Origin of the sequence: Celeribacter marinus, from assembly GCF_965656515.1 — a bacterium.
In the GTDB taxonomy this organism is placed as follows: Bacteria; Pseudomonadota; Alphaproteobacteria; order Rhodobacterales; family Rhodobacteraceae; genus Celeribacter; species Celeribacter marinus_D.
Window position 1 is genome coordinate 1 of the sequence record NZ_CBFHKW010000008.1, and the last position, 17,116, is coordinate 17,116.

The 17,116-nt window shown below is 56.1% G+C and carries 16 protein-coding genes and 1 tRNA gene; 2 read left to right on the top strand and 15 right to left on the bottom strand.

Going from position 1 to position 17,116, the window contains the following annotated elements; translation table 11 throughout:
* From ACTG34_RS03200 to ACTG34_RS03215, 4 genes are all read right to left on the bottom strand, one after another.
* Positions 1-439 (bottom strand): hypothetical protein (locus ACTG34_RS03200; RefSeq protein WP_439103579.1); only part of this gene is annotated, 439 nt, incomplete at its 3' end.
* A 10-nt stretch (positions 440-449) separates the two neighbouring features.
* Positions 450-1,127: an NAD(P)-dependent oxidoreductase gene (locus ACTG34_RS03205; protein ID WP_439103580.1), complete on the bottom strand. Its 678-nt coding sequence runs from the start codon at positions 1,125-1,127 to the stop codon at positions 450-452.
* A gap of 55 nt (positions 1,128-1,182) precedes the next feature.
* Positions 1,183-1,677 (bottom strand): hypothetical protein, encoded by a 495-nt coding sequence (locus tag ACTG34_RS03210; RefSeq protein ID WP_439103581.1) that lies wholly within the window; start codon positions 1,675-1,677, stop codon positions 1,183-1,185.
* 45 nt (positions 1,678-1,722) lie between these two features.
* A complete protein-coding gene (locus ACTG34_RS03215) occupies positions 1,723-2,472 on the bottom strand; it encodes an SDR family oxidoreductase (RefSeq protein WP_439103582.1) in 750 nt (249 codons plus the stop codon).
* Between the two features lie 174 nt (positions 2,473-2,646).
* On the opposite strand from ACTG34_RS03215, the gene ACTG34_RS03220 reads away from it, so the two are divergent.
* Entirely contained in the window at positions 2,647-3,654 is a 1,008-nt protein-coding gene (locus ACTG34_RS03220; protein WP_439103583.1) for a helix-turn-helix domain-containing protein, read from the top strand.
* A gap of 174 nt (positions 3,655-3,828) precedes the next feature.
* Here ACTG34_RS03220 and ACTG34_RS03225 read toward each other — a convergent pair whose 3' ends face one another.
* The 6 genes from ACTG34_RS03225 to ACTG34_RS03250 form a co-directional block, all read right to left on the bottom strand.
* Positions 3,829-5,166, bottom strand: coding sequence for a plasmid recombination protein (locus tag ACTG34_RS03225; RefSeq protein WP_439103584.1), 1,338 nt, complete (start codon positions 5,164-5,166; stop codon positions 3,829-3,831).
* Positions 5,167-5,651: 485 nt separating this feature from the next.
* The gene (locus ACTG34_RS03230; RefSeq protein ID WP_439103585.1) at positions 5,652-7,481 is read right to left on the bottom strand and encodes a DUF6538 domain-containing protein; all 1,830 of its coding nucleotides are present in this window, start codon (positions 7,479-7,481) and stop codon (positions 5,652-5,654) included.
* Between the two features lie 141 nt (positions 7,482-7,622).
* A tRNA-Gln gene (locus ACTG34_RS03235) sits at positions 7,623-7,697 on the bottom strand.
* Between the two features lie 134 nt (positions 7,698-7,831).
* Entirely contained in the window at positions 7,832-8,320 is a 489-nt protein-coding gene (locus ACTG34_RS03240; RefSeq protein WP_439103586.1) for an EF-hand domain-containing protein, read from the bottom strand.
* Between the two features lie 136 nt (positions 8,321-8,456).
* A complete protein-coding gene (locus ACTG34_RS03245; protein WP_439103587.1) occupies positions 8,457-10,346 on the bottom strand; it encodes a capsule biosynthesis protein in 1,890 nt (629 codons plus the stop codon).
* Complete coding sequence (locus ACTG34_RS03250; protein WP_439103588.1) at positions 10,330-10,983, bottom strand: ABC transporter ATP-binding protein; 654 nt, start codon at positions 10,981-10,983, stop codon at positions 10,330-10,332. The genes ACTG34_RS03245 and ACTG34_RS03250 overlap by 17 nt, the downstream gene beginning before the upstream one ends.
* A gap of 464 nt (positions 10,984-11,447) precedes the next feature.
* On the opposite strand from ACTG34_RS03250, the gene ACTG34_RS03255 reads away from it, so the two are divergent.
* A complete protein-coding gene (locus ACTG34_RS03255; RefSeq protein ID WP_439103589.1) occupies positions 11,448-12,254 on the top strand; it encodes an SseB family protein in 807 nt (268 codons plus the stop codon).
* A 33-nt stretch (positions 12,255-12,287) separates the two neighbouring features.
* Here the strand turns inward: ACTG34_RS03255 and ACTG34_RS03260 are convergent, their stop codons facing one another.
* The 5 genes from ACTG34_RS03260 to ACTG34_RS03280 all read right to left on the bottom strand — a co-directional run.
* A complete protein-coding gene (locus tag ACTG34_RS03260; protein WP_439103590.1) occupies positions 12,288-13,220 on the bottom strand; it encodes a 2-hydroxyacid dehydrogenase in 933 nt (310 codons plus the stop codon).
* Positions 13,217-14,365: a rod shape-determining protein RodA gene (gene rodA / locus ACTG34_RS03265; RefSeq protein ID WP_439103591.1), complete on the bottom strand. Its 1,149-nt coding sequence runs from the start codon at positions 14,363-14,365 to the stop codon at positions 13,217-13,219. Before rodA ends, ACTG34_RS03260 begins: the two co-directional genes overlap by 4 nt.
* Positions 14,362-16,281 carry a penicillin-binding protein 2 gene (mrdA, locus tag ACTG34_RS03270; protein WP_439103592.1) on the bottom strand — a complete coding sequence of 640 codons (1,920 nt, stop codon included), beginning with the start codon at positions 16,279-16,281 and terminating at the stop codon, positions 14,362-14,364. Before mrdA ends, rodA begins: the two co-directional genes overlap by 4 nt.
* Positions 16,281-16,601 carry a hypothetical protein gene (locus ACTG34_RS03275; RefSeq protein ID WP_439103593.1) on the bottom strand — a complete coding sequence of 107 codons (321 nt, stop codon included), beginning with the start codon at positions 16,599-16,601 and terminating at the stop codon, positions 16,281-16,283. Before ACTG34_RS03275 ends, mrdA begins: the two co-directional genes overlap by 1 nt.
* Before the next feature lie 211 nt (positions 16,602-16,812).
* The coding region (locus ACTG34_RS03280; protein WP_439103594.1) for a rod shape-determining protein MreC at positions 16,813-17,116 on the bottom strand (304 nt) is incomplete at its 5' end.

Below are 17,116 nucleotides of genomic sequence, written 5' to 3' on the forward strand. Positions count from 1 at the left end.
CGAAGACCGGAACGGCGAGCGCGATGGCGACGCGAATGACATGCAGGCCCAGCCATGTCGCCCGCACGGTTGATGCCTCGGCGGCGGTGTAACTGTCCCAGATCAAGAGGATGTTCTGCGGGATGAAGTAGCCGAGTGTGAACACCGTATTGGCCACGTAAAGCCAGACCGCCCACATCCAGATCCGGCGCACCGGACGGTCGTGCCAATCCAGCCGCACCGACAGGACCAGCGCGATCAGTGTGATCATGTTCAGCGGAATGATCGTGAGGGCGAAGTTCATAAACTCGTCCCAAAACCCCGCCCGCCAGACAAGTGGATCGGTCCCCAGCCAGCGGATGCCGTAGGACAGAAGTATCAGGAGCCCGCCTCCCGCAAATGCGGCAGAAGCCGCGATGGCGACGATATTGACGGTCTTGCGATAGGTGGCGTGGGTCATGGATTTTCTTTCAAGGTGCGGGCGCGACAAAGGGATAGGTCCCGAGCAACGACGCATCCTGCACGGCGCTGACAGTGAAGGCGCCCAGATCGGCAAAAGTGATGGGGGCGAAGCCGGCTGTGCGGCTAGCGACCAGCAGGGCACCTCCCTGTTTGTCCACGATCTTTCCCGGGCGGGTGACGATAGTGTCAAAGGAGACATCGCGATTAGCCGCAATGAACTTTGTGACGGCGGTGTTGTCCCGGAGCATCTCGGTCGCACCGGTGAAATAGGCCGCCACAGGGGCGAGCAGCTTGAGGATCACAGGATTGGACCCATCGGGCTCTGGGGCAAAAAACACCGACTGGAACAGGAAGGTTCTGACCGAGGGTTCCGCATCGAGAATGGGCCAGAGCCTTGTAACGAAGCGCGTCATCATGCCGGTGTCGTAGCCTTTTCCGTAGGCCCCGCCCGCGCAGCAGATCACATGGGTGGCACCCCTGACCGTCTCGTGCAGCGCCTCGATCGTGTCGAAATCGCCCGTGATGAACGTCAGTCCGTCCTGCTCAACGCGCAGCTTGCTCGGGTCGCGCACCAATGCCCGCACCCCATGACCCTGATTAAGGGCATGGCTCAACACATGCCGACCGGTCTGGCCGGTGGCGCCGAACACTGCGATTGTCACATCGGTTTGCGGTTCTGTGGTCATGCGATTTATCCTTATGGTACAATGTGACAGGGGCAGGTTTGGCAGATGTGCATCCTCATCCCGCCACCAACCGGTAGAGTACAAAGAATTCTCCGAGGACCATGGGTGCCGACAGCAAAACCTGGAACAGCCAGACGACGCCCATCTGTTTGTTCCAGAACTGCTCCCCGATGAAGTGCCGCTGGATGACGGCCATGTCGGCCAGGCAAGTGATCACAAAGATCCAGGCCAGCACACGCACGGTGCCATCGGAAAAACCCTCGACGATTGCAAAGGTCAGCAGCACCGCTGTCAGCGCCACGATCAGATCGCCGACCGCGATCTCCACCTTGGCCTTATGGCTGATTGCGTCGTCCAACTGACCAGGCATCACAACCGTCATGCCGATGAACCGGAACATGTGCAAAACGGCGACAGGCAGAACGGCGACGGCGAACTCTGCCTGCGCGATGCCGGGGAAAAGCCAGCGCACGAGGATAATCGTCGCCACAAGGCTGACCGTCATCTGGATATTCATCACCAACAGATTGCGGCTTGGGGAAAGGGTCATGGTGGTATCCTTGAAAGCGCTGAACAGGGCGTTCTGCGGCGGGCCTCAGTGAAACTCGGTCTTCGCGAACTGACGAAACAGGAAGGCGGGGGCGATGCGGCTCATCAGCTTGATCTGGCTTGATTGGCCGAGCAGCATCTCTGTCTGGTTGCGGCGCATTCCCGTGAGGATGTCGCGCACCAGATCGGCGGGCTTCATCTTCTTGAAATTGCCGGATTTCAACGCCTTGGCCATGTCGGTATCAACGACGGGCGGCAAAGCCTCGAACACGGTGATGCCGTGGGGTCGCAACTGATGGCGCAGGGTTTGTGCGCAGTGATGGATCAGCGCCTTGGTCCCGGAATAAACCGGCGTTCCAGGCGACGCGACAAAGGCGATGCCCGACCCGATGAACAGAACCCCCGCTTGTGCGCTTTTCTCCAAAAGCGGCAAGGCGCGCCGCGTCAGGGTCAGCGGTGCCGTGGCATTGATGGCGATTTCGCGCTCGATCTTTTGCAGCGTGTTAGGATCGGTCTTGAAATCATAGGCCAGAAAGATGCCCGCATTGTTGACCAAAAGATCAAGGCGACCATGCTGCGCCGCGATTTCCGAAAGGATCCGCTCCTGATCCTCCGCAACCGTCACATCTCCTGCGATAGTCTGGGCCCCGGTTTTGCGCGCGGCCTCGGCCAGCTTGCCCGAATCGCGCCCGCAGATGATGACCGTGTTGCCAAGTGCTACAAGTTGCCGGGTCAGTTCAAGGCCGATGCCCGACCCGCCACCGGTGATAAGGATGATCTTCGATGTCAGGTCCAAGTCGATATCTCCATGTGCTGCTGTCGCCCCAAACTAGGCTTGTGCAGGAACTGCCTGCCACCACTTGCGGCTTGCAGATCATGTCAATAACTTGCAGATCGTCTCAAGGCCGTTGCCAGGCACCGGGCGACCGTGTCTGATGAAACACGCGCGATCCCCGCGTGAAGGGCCCCCATGATGCAGACGCAAGAACGATCCCCGATCTATACATCCGCCATTCTGTCCGGCCCTGTGTGCGGCATTCTGGGGGTCGACTGGTCTGAGGTTTTGACGCGGGCTGGGATCGTCGCCACCGATCATAACGACCAAGCCTTTCTGGTCACGGCCGACGAATATCTGGCGCTCTGGACCGCGATGATCGACCTATCGGCGCAGCAGGACGTGTCTCGGCTTCTCGGGCTGCGCATGGCGGGCGGCCCCGCGATCCCGGTGCTGTTCGCCCTGTCGACCGCGCCGGATTTCGAGACAGGCATCGCGCGCATGGCCAAATTCAAAAGCCTGTTCGGCCCGATGCAGTTCATAGTGGCGCAAAGCGCGTCGGAATTCACCGTCCGCGTGGCACCCGACGTAGGCACAACCACCTTGCCCGGAACGTTCAGCAGCGCCCAGATCATCTACCTTCACGCGCAGGCCAACGCGCTGGCACGCCACGCCATCTCGCCCAAGCGGGTAAGCCTTCCTCTGCCCGAGGACGTGCGTATGCGTTTGTCAGAGGTTTTTGGGCAAGTCCCCGCACTGGGTGACGCCACGTTGACCTATACCCGAACCGACGCCCGGACTCGGTTTATATCCGACAATCCCGACCTTTGGCAGGCGACTGAGGCGGATCTGCAAAGCCAGGCAATGATCCAGTCCAAGGGACTGCCGCTGTCCGATCGGGTCCGTGCGACGATTCTGGAAGCCTTCTCCATCACCGAACCCACGATCGCGCATATCTGCAGCCGTTTGAAGCTGAGCCGAAGCACGCTTTTGCGGCGACTGAGTGATGAGGGGGTGACTTTCCAATCCCTGCTGGATGAAACGCGCAAAGACCTTGCGATCCGCTATCTGGTCAAAAGCGATCTGAATAACCAGCAGATTGCGCACCTCGTAGGGTATCGAGACCCCAACGCATTTCAGCGCGCCTTCAGAAAGTGGACCGGACTGACACCGCAGGAGCTTCGCACAAAACACTCGACTTAAGTCGCCCTTTGAAACGCAGCCAATTGCCGAGCTGCAGCGATCTATCGCCTTGTCCGCTCTGCCGACCTTCAGCCTCCGAAAATGCTGCGCTATGGACGAATGGCCGGTCTGGTGAAGCTGCGGCGCAGCGCCCAACTAGAATGCCAAAGTCCGGTAAGGCCGTTTGTGTATCTCCTAAAGTTCAGGCTCGTTGGGCTCCAGCGTAGTTTCGACCACGTTGCGCCCGCTATCAACTCCCCGGACAATTAGTTTAAAAAGTCGTCTGAATAGACCAACCGCTCTGCTTTCGTCGGGCTTCTTCTCAAATAGGTGCTTGAGAAACCTAGGTGGTTTCTGCATTTGGATTGCGCCGCCCGAGATGGTCGCTTTGCCTGTCTCCAACTGAATGACCAGTTGCTCTAAGGCTTCCACCCCTTCGTCGAATTCTCCCTTCTTTTGGGATAAGTCCGCGAGGCTATCAGCGTGACGGGCTTTGATGTCTTTGACCATATCGATTTCCTGATCGACACGTTCGCGATCCTTTTCAACAGTCTCAATATCGGCAGCCAACCTTTGCGCGTTTTTCTGTCGTGCCCCATATTCAACCGTGCTCAGGCGTTCAGCCCTGGGGCCGTCCCGCAAGAGGCCGCAGGGTTTCCCTACCATTTCATAATACCGATCTTGCAGCGTCTTCATCGCTGCCGTGTAAGCATCCTTTTCCGGGATGGCGCCTCGTTGCTTGCGTGCGGATTTTAGGTGCGCAGAGTTGGCCGTGTTCCAGTCCGCCAGCAGCGTAGCATTGTGAGCTTCAACATCACGGCACTCCTTTTCCCACTCTGCCAGCTGTGCCCCTCGTTTGATTTTATTCTTGCGCTGCGTTTCGCAGTTCTTTGACGGGCGGAGTTGCTTGGGTTTCCTCGGGCGTTTCTGCAGCTCAGGCTTCGGAAGTGCTAAGATCGCTGTCGGAACATCCAGTGTGCTGCGGAGCTTGGTTGCCGCGGCTTTTCCCGTGTGGAGCTTGTTGGCGTCCAGCTTCGGGTCCTTTGGATTGATCGCAAGGATATGGAAATGCACATGGCTTTCATCGACATGCATGACCGCGGTCCATTCGATTTCCTCTGGCATCCGAGCCTGAAAATCCTCAAGGGCCAGTTTGATCCATTTCTGAATTTCGGGACCGTGGGTTTTCTTGTCCGCCAGAAACGTGGAGGCGGGCAGGGGATGCGAGTGGATTTCCGTATAAAGCGTCGCCGCATCCTTGCGCAGCTTGCGCTCATAGGTGCTGCCATCTTTGCGGGTGACAGTCTCCTTCAGGTCTTTAAGCAGAGCGGTATGCCTTGCTTCAAGTTGGGTGACTGAATGTGTCCCCCCAAGCCGATAGACCTTTCCGACCTCTCCGACATGGCGGGAATATCTGGGTTCCCGCCGTGCTTCTCCGATGACCTGAGCGGCGGAATTGAAATGATTGTCTGTCCCCTTAACCTTGGTCTGTGCTCTTGAGTATGTTTCGATGTGAATGAATTGATAGGCCAACACAGTTCCTTTCTGCTACACTCCAGAAAGGCTCAGCGAGGTTCATGAAAGTTCAAAACTGGATTTCGGAACTTGAGTAACTGGCGTACCGAAAGCTGTGGATATTCGAAAAACGGGCGGGCGGTTTACTACCCATAGAGACAGACTGTAGGTAGCTTTGAGAGCTACCTGTCTGCCACTTACGCCGTGGGGGCGCTTCGTCGTTTTGCGAGCAAAACAACTGCGCGGGGCCATGGCTCCTTGCCTGATCGTTAGACAATTTCTGATGATCGGTTAACTATATTTCGGATAGTGCTGGTCTGTGCAACTTCAAGGTATGCTTGCCTATGCACTGGGCGACCGTTTCCTGATCTCTCCTTTTCGAGATTGTCTTTCATATGCTCGTTCTCCATGGCTCTTTTGTCATTGATCGGGGTGTGGGGTCTCCCCAACCAAGCCTCTCAACCAAAGCGTGGTGGAGCGGCGCAACGCTCCATAGACGGATTTCAGATATCAATGGATAGTGTTTCCACTGCCACCTGCAACTGCTTCAGTGGAGTTGGATCACGATATCTACCATCGGTTTCATCTCCATGTTTGTGCCCGACCAAATCCTTCACCCATGATTTCGGAATGTCCGGATCATGCCGTAGTGTCGTGATTGTACGGTGCCTGAACGAGTGAAACGTCTTTCGCGTGGATGACAGGCCTAACTGTTGATCTAGGACCGCCTTCCAGGGCTTGTAGAAAACGTTTCCGAATGTCTCAGATTCGGAGCTTGGCCGGAATTCGGGAAACAGGTCTCCCGCTCCTTTGTTGGCCATCGCCTCGACATAGCGGGGAAAACCAAGTTCTATAAGCTTGCTATGAATCGGGATCTTACGCTGTGAACCTGCATTTTTGAGGCACCGGTTGCGGTTTTTCCGGATCAGAAAATGTGGAACCTCGTGATCCAGCAGAATATCAGAGAGTTCCAATCCCATGATTTCCTCGCGCCGTGCTCCGCTTGCGACCGCGATCAGCGGCCCCCAGTACAAACCATCCTGAATAACGTCGTCGCCTGGAAGGTTTCCGCGCGCGTTACTTCGACAACCTTGCCAAACGGGATGCCTAAACAGAAGTTCTACGTCTTCATCGGAAAACGCCAAACGGGCGCTTCGTTCGTCGCCGTCTTCTTGACGTCGCAAATCCGCAAGGTAGAGTTCTTCAGCAGGATGGGCACCGCGCGAACGCGCAAATCTGAGGAAGTTTCGGATATGTGAGAGATTTCGATTGATCGTTGCGGGGCTTAGTCCGATCTGATCTTCGCTCAAGTTCTCACCACGTTCCAAAATTTCTTGTAGGCTCAGAGCGCGATCCGCAGCGCTGCGTCCATAAATCTTGAGAAGTCGCTCCAGAACAGTGCAGTAGTAGTACAAGTCTTCTTGCTTCAGGTCCCGCAAGTTCAGGACGCCGGTTGCATGCCGAAATTGCGTGAGGACTGCTTCTGTCTGGCGGCGGGTTTTCAAGCGTTTACGTTGCTCTGCGGGATCATCAAGGTCTTTGAAGTCTTGAGCAATATAGGCGGCATGCAAGTCTTCGAAGCTGTCCGAATAGCCCGGACGCCGTTCAACTTCATGCGTTACTTCTCTTTGTGGTGCTGGGATTTCTGGCACGGTTGCAACCGGAACAACTCCGGACTGCAGGCCCACGAATGGCGTCGTTTGAAAACGCCGATCACTCTGCTTTAACGCCTCTGCTTGTCCGGACAATCGAACGCGCGCCAGAACATTCAGGTCGACCTCGGAAAGCGAACAGTCAGGCAAGATGCGTTGCGCTAACTCTGAAGTCGCCTCCTGGAATTGCGGAGATTGGGATTGCTCAAGACACTCAACAATGGAGGATTCGACCTTTTCAAGATCACCTTCTGAAAACCCCTGCTCCGAAAGAACGCTGCGATCTTCGTCAAACAGGGCAGCTGCATGCCCCATGGCAGCAACCCGCTCAATCGCGAGCGCGCGGGAGCGCTCCGCAATATTGCGTTGTCGCCATGCTTCTGGCGAACTTGCCTGAGTCTCGAAATACCTTTCCTCTTCGATCCGTTCCAACTCAATTGAAACGACCTCCGCAAGAAATGTCTGAGCCTCGGCGCGGGTGATCCTTTTGTTCTTCACAAAGAGGATAGAGGTCGCGAAGGCAGAATTTACGAGAGCTGCAATCACTTTAGCTGTGGAAAAACTCCTGGTCCTCAGGCTTACCTGAACAAATTGACCACCTGTTCCGGTGCAATGTTCGGGCAATCGGCGTCGCCAGACGTAGACAGCGCCACGGCGCGTAACGTGATTCAAATGCTCCATTGAGCCCCTCCGATAGTAAGGAAGGGTTCTGGGCGTATCCCCAAGCAATCAGCCGCTCTACGCACCAATGTGATGCAGTGGGGAAAATCCACCGCAGCCCAAAGCAGGCGATGCTTGTAAATCAAAGTCTTAGAAGAAAGTTGGCTGGGATGGTAGGATTCGAACCTACGGTACACTGTACCAAAAACAGTTGCCTTACCACTTGGCTACATCCCAACGTGGATGCGTAATTAGTCCGCTCGCGCGCCCTGTGCAACCCATGAAATGGTAAAAAGCGATCCTTAGACAAAAGAATTTTAGCAGACAGGCAAGCGAAGAGGGAATCCTCGCTTGCCGCGTCGGGTTTATTTCTATTTTCGACCGAAATCGTCAGCATTCACCACGCCATCGCCGGTCTTGTCCATTGTGACGAACCATCCGGCGGTATTAGAGGTGAATTCCTCGCGGCTCACTTGTCCGTCACCATCCGTATCGTTGTAGGCCAGCGTCATGGCATTTTGGACGCCAGAAATGCCCGCTGACATGCCTGTGCCCTGTCCCTTGCCTTGGCCCATGGATGCCCCTCGAGACGCCGTCTCCTGAGCCTCTTCCATATGAACCTCGCGATCGGCAACGCGTGTTTCGTCGAACTGCACGTACTCTTGTGCATCTAGAAAACCATCTTCGTTGCTATCAAACATGTAAAAGATATCGCCACGGCGTATTTCGACTTCGGCGAGGGTTACGGTGCCGTCACTGTCTGTATCCCAGCTTTCCATGAAGTGCCCCCCAAACTGTTGGGCGGACACGGCGGCGGGTAGGGCGGCTGTTACAGCGAGTACGGACAAGAAGCGTTTCATAGCGGATCCTTTCAAAATCAACTTAATGAATGTGTAACGGTCGCAATGGGATTTTCAGTCGCGTCAAACGGACGCAGGAGGACGGATTTTGCCCAGATCGGCGGCGGCGCGCCTATTGGCGCGCCGTCATTCGCCTTTATGCAGAGACCTGTTCGCGCAAGACCGCGGCGGTGAGAGAGGCCAAAAGGTAGAGCCCCGAGAGCACAAGCAGTGAGAGCAGCGTATTTTCGAATTTGCGCGGATAGGTGGGATCTTCCGGCGCGACAGGGCTTACACCTGTTGAGAGGTAGCTGATCTGGCGGTTCACTTCGGTGCGCGCGTTTTCAAGATTCATTAAAGATTGTTGAACCATCGCTTGGCGCGTCTGCAGTTCGACTTCCGCCATCCGAAGTTGCGCAGTAATCCGTGCCAGAGATCCCGCGGGGCGTTGTGCCTCTGTCATGTCGTTGCGCAGGTTGCCGATCAACACTTCAAGGCGGCCGATATCGCCCTCAACACCCTCAACGCGAGCTTGGTTCGGACGGGTGTTGTCGAGCAGCTGTTGGAGCTGCAATCTCTTTTGTTGCAACTGCGTTTCGAATCCGTTGATTTGGCCCATGAGCGCGGATGTCTCGGCGTCTGGCGAGATGATGCCCATCTTTTCTTGCAGCTCTACCACGTCTTCTTGTGCTTTGCGCATTTTGGCCTCGGCGTCATCAAGGCTTTCGCGCGCCCCACTCATTTGGTCGTCGCGAATGCGTTGCGTGAGTTGATCCATGCGCTCTTCAGCGTAGGTTATGAGCGCTTTGGCAAATTGTGTGGCGACCTGCGGATCGGCGGCCACAACTTCCATTTTCAGGATGCCTTCCGTGGGGTCGTAGCCAATCATGACACGGTCCTTATAGACCTTGTACGCTTCCTCGTTAGACGGGTTTTCAGGTAGGCGCTGGATCGGGTCGACAGTAGGGGATGAAAAATGATCTTTGAAGCCGACGTCGGCGTCCAGACGGAGCATCGCGTCCTTGGATAGCAAATAGTCCTGAACGGTTACGGCCTCCAATGATGAGCCAAGGGGAGATCCCTGAAGCATGGAGCCAAGACCGCCACCTGATGCGGGGGACGAGGCTTGCTTGATCACCAAAGACGAGTTTGTCGCGTACATTGGGGTCGCAATGTTGTAGAAATAGTAGCCCGCAAACACTGTTGGCAGCGCTACGAACGCGGCTAGGCGGGCGACCAGTAAAAGCATTTTGCGGCGGCGCCGTTTTGCAATATCGCGTTGAATGGTTGAGATATCTTCTTCGCGCGCGATGCGCTCCAAAATCGCCGCAGAGGGCAATTGAGGCTGATCTACAGTTTTGGGCAGCTGCGGATCGCGACGTGCGGGTAGGTCCGCGCCTCCCTGCGCCGGCTTTCCTGTATCCACGAGGTCTAGCGCACTGCCTTTTTGAAACGGGTCAATGCCCTGTTTGCGCAAGAGCCGGATTGCGTCAAAATCTGATGTCGGGGCAAGCCCGTGCTTGCTCGCTACACGGCGCGCCATACGAAGCTGACGCCCTGTTAAGCCCTCGCGGCGGATTGCATCAATTTCAGCATCGATGCTCATTTCATCAGCGGGGGCGACATCGCCCGTTTGAGGTGCCGTGTCCTTCCCCAATTCGGTTGCGACACCGCCATGGGCACGTGCTGCACGCCGCGCTGGTTGTGGTTTTTCAGACGCTGCGGCACCGGGAAAGGGGCCATCGCCAAAGCCATCATCAACCGCGCCGTTATTGAACAGGTCATCACCGTGAAGGGCTGCCGCGTTTGCAGCTTTTGGTGGTGCCTTTGCGGTCGGTTTGGGTGGGGTTGGTGCTGCGGCGGATGGGGGTGTGTCGCGCGACGGCGCATTTGCGGCCTGTAGCGTGTGTACGCGTCCATGCGCCTCATCTATTGCCCCAGTCGGCGAAACACCTGCGTGTTGGTCCATGCTCGTCACAGGGCTTTGAGCGGCGATGCGCGGCCCGCGGCGGACGCGGTATTTTTGAACCTTAGGCTTCGTAGTCATAGAGCGATTTCGCTTCTTCCAGAGTGTCAAAGAAGTGCAGTTTGCCTTTGCGCAAAACCGCAGCGGAGCGACAGAATTTTTCCAGTGTTGCCATTTGGTGGGATACCACAATCAACGTCGACTTTTCCAGTCTCTCGCGAAGGATGCTCCCCGCCTTGCGGTTAAATTCGACATCCGTGGTTGAGGGCATGCCCTCGTCAATCAAGTAGATATCGAAATCGAGCGCCAACAAGAGCGAAAAGGACAAGCGCGAGCGCATACCGGATGAATAGGTGGCAACAGGCATGTCAAAGTACTCTTCTAACCCGCAAAGCCACCGACAAAACGCTTCAACATAGTCGGGGTCGAGATCATAGAGCTGTGCAATAAACCGCACGTTTTCACGCGCTGTATGTTTGCCAATCAATCCTCCCATGAACCCGAGTGGAAAAGACACGCGGCATCCACGGCGGATATCGCCCTCATCGGGTTTTTCCAGTCCTGACATCATATTGATGATCGTCGTTTTGCCCGTTCCGTTCGGGGCGAGAATGCCCAAAGAATTGCCTAACTCCACGCGAAAAGACGCGCGGTCAAGGATCACCTTGCGCTGCGTGCCTGTCCAAAAGGACTTGCTGACATTGTCGAACTCGAGCATCGAATACGGCCTCGAAACTATTTAAGCACAAGCAAGCGTGCCTGTGCATTCCCAAATGGTCTAACGCACCAATTGGGCGACATTGTGTCCAATCGGCATGAATGTCTCAGTTGTTTTACAGGTATTATGAAGGAAACAGGAACAATCTCACACTTCCGTCTATTCAATTTTACGAGATGTGGCGTGACATTGGCCTGTGAAAGTCAGCTGTTTTGCTTTTCGACACGGCACAGTTTTCTCACCACGATGGTGATCGCCGCGGCGCCGACCGAGAACAAATCCCCCATTTTCGCCGCAGCTCGGATAGGGGATGGCGGCGGTTAGGGCAAACTGGCTGCGTATACACGTTCATCGATGCCTTGCCCTTGCCTCTGCGTGTATCGCGCAATACCTGTGGCAGGACACGGCAATCCACTCCGCACGTAGGGTGCTTGGGGATGACGCACAGAGCGAAGGGATGCGATATGAACGACGATCTGACGGTATCAGAGCACACAGCAATTGATCACGCTCACGCGGCAATGATCGCGGCCCCCGACGATGATGCAATCCGTTTGCGGTTTTACGAGCGTGTCGCAGACGCGGAATTGTTTTTGTTGCTGGAGGATGCGCCACAAGAGGATCAACCTGTCACGCCGCGCATTTTTCCCGTCGAGGGCGACCAGTTCGTTTTGGTGTTCGACCGCGAGGAGCGATTGGCGGCTTTTGCCGGCGCTGTCCCTTACGTGGCCTTATCTGGTCGGGTCTTGGCACAGATGCTGAGTGGGTCGGGGCTTGGTCTTGGATTAAACCTTACAGTGGCTCCGTCTGAGATGCTTTTGCCTGCTGACGCGGTGGGCTGGCTTAACGACACACTTGGCGCCGCGCCAACTGAAACCGAAGGTACGCCGGAAGAGATTACCCCACCTTATGGATTGCCCGATGTGCTCATCGCCGCGCTGGATCAAAAACTTGCGATCACCGGCGGGTTAGCGCGTCTCGCCTATCTCGCGGGCGTGTCTTACAAAGGCGGCGTAAAATCCCACATCCTTGCGTTTGTTGATCATGTTCCAGGGGCCGAGGGGGCCTTGGCCAAACTGGTGTCCGAGGCATTGATCTTTTCGGGTGTTGAGGCCGGCGCATTGGATGTGGCGTTTTTTCGCCCGTCCGATCCGGCATGTGCGGCCCTAGCGCGCCATGGTTTGCGGTTCGACTTGCCTGAGGCGCAAAGTATGAACGCCGGACCTTCGGCCCCCGGCATGGACCCGTCTAGCCCACCAAAGTTGCGATAAATCGGGATCCTCAAATTCAGAGGTTGGGCCAGATTAGTACCCTGCGATTTTGTTGACCGAGAATAAAAGCGGCTCACCCGCTTCGCTGCGCCGCACATTTTCAGCGATAACCTGAGACGCGGTTGCGGGACGGGTTTCTGCCGCAATATGAGGGGTCACAGTCACACGCGGGTGGTCCCAATAGGGGTGCGCCTCGGGAAGGGGTTCGGTGCGAAACACATCAAGGGTCGCATGCCCGATATGGCCCGATGCGAGAGCGGCAAGCAATGCGTCATCGTCTATCAGTGCGCCGCGTCCCGGATTGATGATCACTGCGCCTTTGGGCATCAGCGCAAGCGTCTGACGGCTTAGTATATTTTCGGTTGCAGGCGTATTGGGCAGGAGTGTCACCACGATTTGGGCGCGGGCTAAGACATTGCGCAGGCCCACAGGGCCATGAGCGCAGGTCACGCCCTCTATCTGTTTTGCGGAGCGGGACCACCCCAGCGTGTTGAACCCCAAGTCCGAGAGGGCTTTCGCGCAAAATTGGCCCAAAGCGCCAAGACCCAAGACTGCAACCGTGCGATCCCGCGCCAATGGTGGGACGATCTGATCCCACACTCCATTCAAGCCATGGATATGTGCATCCATACCCAAATGATGACGCAGGACATGACCTGTCACATAGTCTCGCATGCCGAGCGCTAAACCATCATCGACCATACGACAAAGCGGCTGTGTCAGCGTTGGGTTCGATACAATGCGCTCCACACCCGCCCATAGCGACAACACGGCTTTGGTGCGCACGAATGGCGTAAAGTCCGTGAGGGTCTCATTGGGCGCATAGACGATGTAATCCACATCCTCGGGCGCAGCATCACGGGACAGATGCCCGTCTATACCATGGGCTTTGAGTGCTGCGGGAAGTACATCGCGGTATCCCTCCCAGAGCTTTTCGGGTGCGGAGAACAACAACGCCAGGGTCATTTGCGGCCTCGTGGGCGGTGGATATGTGCGGACTGGACCACGCCAAAGGCGATCATCAACACCAACATCGCCGAGCCGCCATACGATACGAGCGGGAGAGGGACACCGACAACGGGTGCCAATCCCATAACCATCGACATATTGACCGCAAAGAAGAAAAAGAAGGTCGCGGCAATCCCGATTGTCACGAGCGCACCAAAGCGGTCAGGGTTGCGCATCGCGGAGACGATGCAAAATACGACGATGAGCGCGTAGAGCATGAGCAATGAAAATCCGCCCAGAAATCCGAACTCTTCCGCCAATGTGGTAAAGATAAAGTCGGTATGTTTCTCAGGCAAAAAGTTGAGGCGGCTTTGGGTGCCTTGCATAAATCCACGCCCTGTCCATCCGCCTGATCCAAGCGCAATTTTCGCCTGTGAAATGTGGTAGCCCGCGCCGAGAGGGTCGGATGAGGGATCAAGAAAGGTGTCGATGCGGCGGTATTGGTAGTCTTTTAGCAACTGCCACGTGGTGCCGCGCGAGGTGAAAACGGCCGTGACCAAACCACCAACCATTGCCGCCACTGCGCCAAAATACCACCATGATACACCTGCGGCGAACATGACAATCGCACCGCCGAGGACCAGCAAAATAGAGGTGCCCAGATCGGGTTGCTTGAGGACTAATACTGTTGGCAAGGCGATCAAAAGTACCGGAATTGCGACAAAGAGTGGACGCGAAACCTTTCTGATGTCGAGCCAGTCGTAGTAGGCGGCGATAAACATCACGAGGGTGACTTTCATCAACTCGGACGGTTGCAGTCGCATGAAGCCAAGATCAATCCAGCGCTGAGCGCCCATGCCGACATCGCCGAAGAACTCAACGATCAACAAAAGAACGAACGACAGGATGTAGCCGACCCCCGCGACATTGCGCCAAAAATAGATTGGCACCATGCCGACAAACAGCATTAAGACAACGCCAAGCGCGAACCGCTTCATCTGTGGCTCTGCCCATGGGCGAAGTGAACCGCCCGCGTTGGAATAGAGCATAATGAACCCGACTGAGGCCACCGCCGCAAGCAAGACCACCAAGGCCCAGTTCACATAGAGAATTTTGGACAGGCCCGTGGGGACCGTCTTCATATTGCTTTCAAGATAACTCATGCGCGGCTCTTCTCAGTGTCGGAGCCAGAGGTGTCGCGCAAAGGCAGATTGCGAAAACGCTCGCTTATCGTGCCGCGTTGTGACGACGGATAGCTGTCGAGTGGCGGCAGGTCGCCGTGTAGCGCATACAACATCAGGTCGCGCGCAATCGGGGCCGCTGTTGAGGATCCGCCCCCCCCATGCTCAACCACGACAGAGACCGCATAGCGCGGGTTGTCATAGGGGGCATACGAGACGAAAAGGGCGTGATCGCGTTCTTCCCATGGGACATTGTTGTTGTTTACAACTTTGTTGCGGACTTGGCTCGTTCCTGTTTTCCCGGCCATCTGGAGGGTCGCATCCGCGATACGCGATGCGTAGGCCGTGCCACGTGATGAGTTGGAGACCTCATACATGCCCTGACGCACCGCGCGTAACATGTTCTCATTAATATCGATCTTTTCGCCACCTTGGATGCCTTGGTCGACCCCGTCTATGGATTTCACAAGGCGCGGAATGACGGTGCGGCCTGTTGCAATGCGTGCGGTCATAACCGCCAGTTGCATGGGTGTGGTTAGGACAAATCCTTGACCAATAGAGGCGTTGAGGCTGTCGCCAATCACCCATTCCGCCCCGCGATTTTTCAGCTTCCACTGTTTGTCGGGCATCAGGCCCGAACTCATGCCGGGTAGGGGGAGCGCGTAGCTGTCGCCTAGGCCAAGTTTGCGACCCATCTCTGCAATGTTTTCGATGCCGGTACGCTGCGCCAGTTCATAGTAATAGACATCACAAGAATGGCGCAAAGACCCGACAAGATTGACATTGCCATGGCCCGAGCGTTTCCAGCAGTGAAACCGGCGTCCGCCCACTTCCGTGTGACCGGTACAGCGCACTGTCTCGTCTGAGGTCACGACACCCGCTTCTAACGCCGCAAGGGCGGTGACCATTTTGAATGTCGATCCGGGTGGGTAGGCCCCTTGTACGGATTTGGATGGCAAGGGACGGTACTTGTTTTCCAAAAGCGCATTATAATCCGCGACCGATATGCCGCGCACAAACAGGTTGGGATCAAACGCGGGCGTTGAGCCAGAGGCTAAAACATCCCCTGTTTCAATGTCGAGAATGACGGCAGCCGCACTTTCACCTGCAAGTCGCGCCTGCATAAAGTTTTGCATCTTGTGATCAAACGTCAATTGAATGTTAGCGCCCGCAATGCCCTCTTGGCGGCCCAACTCGCGAATGATCCGCCCGCGCGCGTTTTGCTCGACGCGCAAGGATCCCGCACGTCCACGCAACGCGTCCTCGAGCTGGCTTTCAACGCCTGACTTGCCGATTTGAAACTTGGGAATGCGGTATAGCGGGTCTATCACGTTCATTTTTGACAAATTGTAGTCGGACACGGGGCCAACATATCCGACCATATGGGCAAAGTCGTCGTGCAGCGGATAGCGGCGCGATAGCCCGACTTCAGGCGTCACACCTGGGAGGGCAGGGCCGTTTGCGGAAACGGCGGAAAAGGCCTCCCATGACAATCGGTCGGCAATGGTGACGGGTGCAGATGGACCTGCTTTGCGCAATTCTTCGCGCACGCGGGCCTGATCCTCTATGGGCAAGTTGATCAAGCGTTCTAACTCGCCCAAGACCTGATCAATCTGATTGGCATCCTCTTTTCGGATCACGATCCGGAACGTTTGCTCGTTTTCTGCGATGACTGCGCCGTTGCGATCATACAAAAGGCCGCGCGCAGGGGGCAATAGGCGCACCTTGATACGGTTGTCTTCTGCCATTAGGCGGAATTCGTCGGCTTGCTCGACCTGCATATAACGCATGCGCAACCCCAAAATACCCATAAACGCGAGTTGCGAGCCGCCTAAAAATAAGGCGCGGCGTGATATTTTACGGGCTGATATCGCGGTATCTTGTGGGGAGCGGCGCATTATGCTTGGCCTCGCAATTCGTCTGCTTCGGATGGGGTTAGCCTACGCACACCCAACACGGACGCCGACACAAGCACTACAACAGGATAGACGATCAGCGTTGAAATCTGGCCTGAGATCACAAGCCCAAGAGAAGTAAGGTCTACCATGAACACTGCCAGAATGGCACGATAAACGCCAGCCATCGCGAGCAACACGCCCGCAACCATTGCCCATTCAATGGCAAATGGCATGTCGCGGGATGTTGTTTCGCGTGTCCGCAGAAATTCGAGCGCGATAACGCACAGTGCCGCCCATAGGCCCGGCGGGCGTAATAACATGAAATCACCTATCAGAAAGATCGGCGCGGCCAGCCACAACGGCATCCATGTCGGCCGCCTCAGCACCCATGCAAATGCAAACGCGACAACGAAATCTGGGCCTGGCCACCGCGCAGTCCCCACATTCATGGGTAAAATATACAAAAACAGCGCAAAACCTGAAATGGCAACAAAGGCTGCACGGTGTCCCCAGCGGCGTAGCGTTCGAGGATCAACCATCGCTTGGCTCCTCGGGTTGAGACTCGTTTTGATCCGAGGATGTGGAGAAGGGCGATACAGGCTGTGGCCTTGCAATCAAGGCACCCGGATCAAGGATCCTCTCGCCCTCATGGGTGCGTAGGACGCGTAGATAGTCAAGCCGTTCGTAGTCCGCGGATAGCGCCACACGCAAACGACGATCAGGGCCCATAGCAACCTGACCGATCACGAGGCCGGCAGGAAAGACGCCGCCATCTCCTGATGAAACGACGCGATCCCCTGGCCGGATCAATTCGGGACTTTCAATGAATTCTAGC

What these genes read in the sequence shown, in the direction of transcription:
- ACTG34_RS03250 (WP_439103588.1), bottom strand. Translation starts at nt 10,983, where the DNA reads ATGCTCGAGTTCGACAATGTCAGCAAGTCCTTTTGGACAGGCACGCAG.
- ACTG34_RS03210 (WP_439103581.1), bottom strand. Translation starts at nt 1,677, where the DNA reads ATGACCCTTTCCCCAAGCCGCAATCTGTTGGTGATGAATATCCAGATG.
- mrdA (WP_439103592.1), bottom strand. Translation starts at nt 16,281, where the DNA reads ATGCGCCGCTCCCCACAAGATACCGCGATATCAGCCCGTAAAATATCA.
- ACTG34_RS03240 (WP_439103586.1), bottom strand. Translation starts at nt 8,320, where the DNA reads ATGAAACGCTTCTTGTCCGTACTCGCTGTAACAGCCGCCCTACCCGCC.
- ACTG34_RS03255 (WP_439103589.1), top strand. Translation starts at nt 11,448, where the DNA reads ATGAACGACGATCTGACGGTATCAGAGCACACAGCAATTGATCACGCT.
- ACTG34_RS03260 (WP_439103590.1), bottom strand. Translation starts at nt 13,220, where the DNA reads ATGACCCTGGCGTTGTTGTTCTCCGCACCCGAAAAGCTCTGGGAGGGA.
- ACTG34_RS03220 (WP_439103583.1), top strand. Translation starts at nt 2,647, where the DNA reads ATGATGCAGACGCAAGAACGATCCCCGATCTATACATCCGCCATTCTG.
- ACTG34_RS03205 (WP_439103580.1), bottom strand. Translation starts at nt 1,127, where the DNA reads ATGACCACAGAACCGCAAACCGATGTGACAATCGCAGTGTTCGGCGCC.
- ACTG34_RS03275 (WP_439103593.1), bottom strand. Translation starts at nt 16,601, where the DNA reads ATGTTATTACGCCCGCCGGGCCTATGGGCGGCACTGTGCGTTATCGCG.
- ACTG34_RS03230 (WP_439103585.1), bottom strand. Translation starts at nt 7,481, where the DNA reads ATGGAGCATTTGAATCACGTTACGCGCCGTGGCGCTGTCTACGTCTGG.
- ACTG34_RS03245 (WP_439103587.1), bottom strand. Translation starts at nt 10,346, where the DNA reads ATGACTACGAAGCCTAAGGTTCAAAAATACCGCGTCCGCCGCGGGCCG.
- rodA (WP_439103591.1), bottom strand. Translation starts at nt 14,365, where the DNA reads ATGAGTTATCTTGAAAGCAATATGAAGACGGTCCCCACGGGCCTGTCC.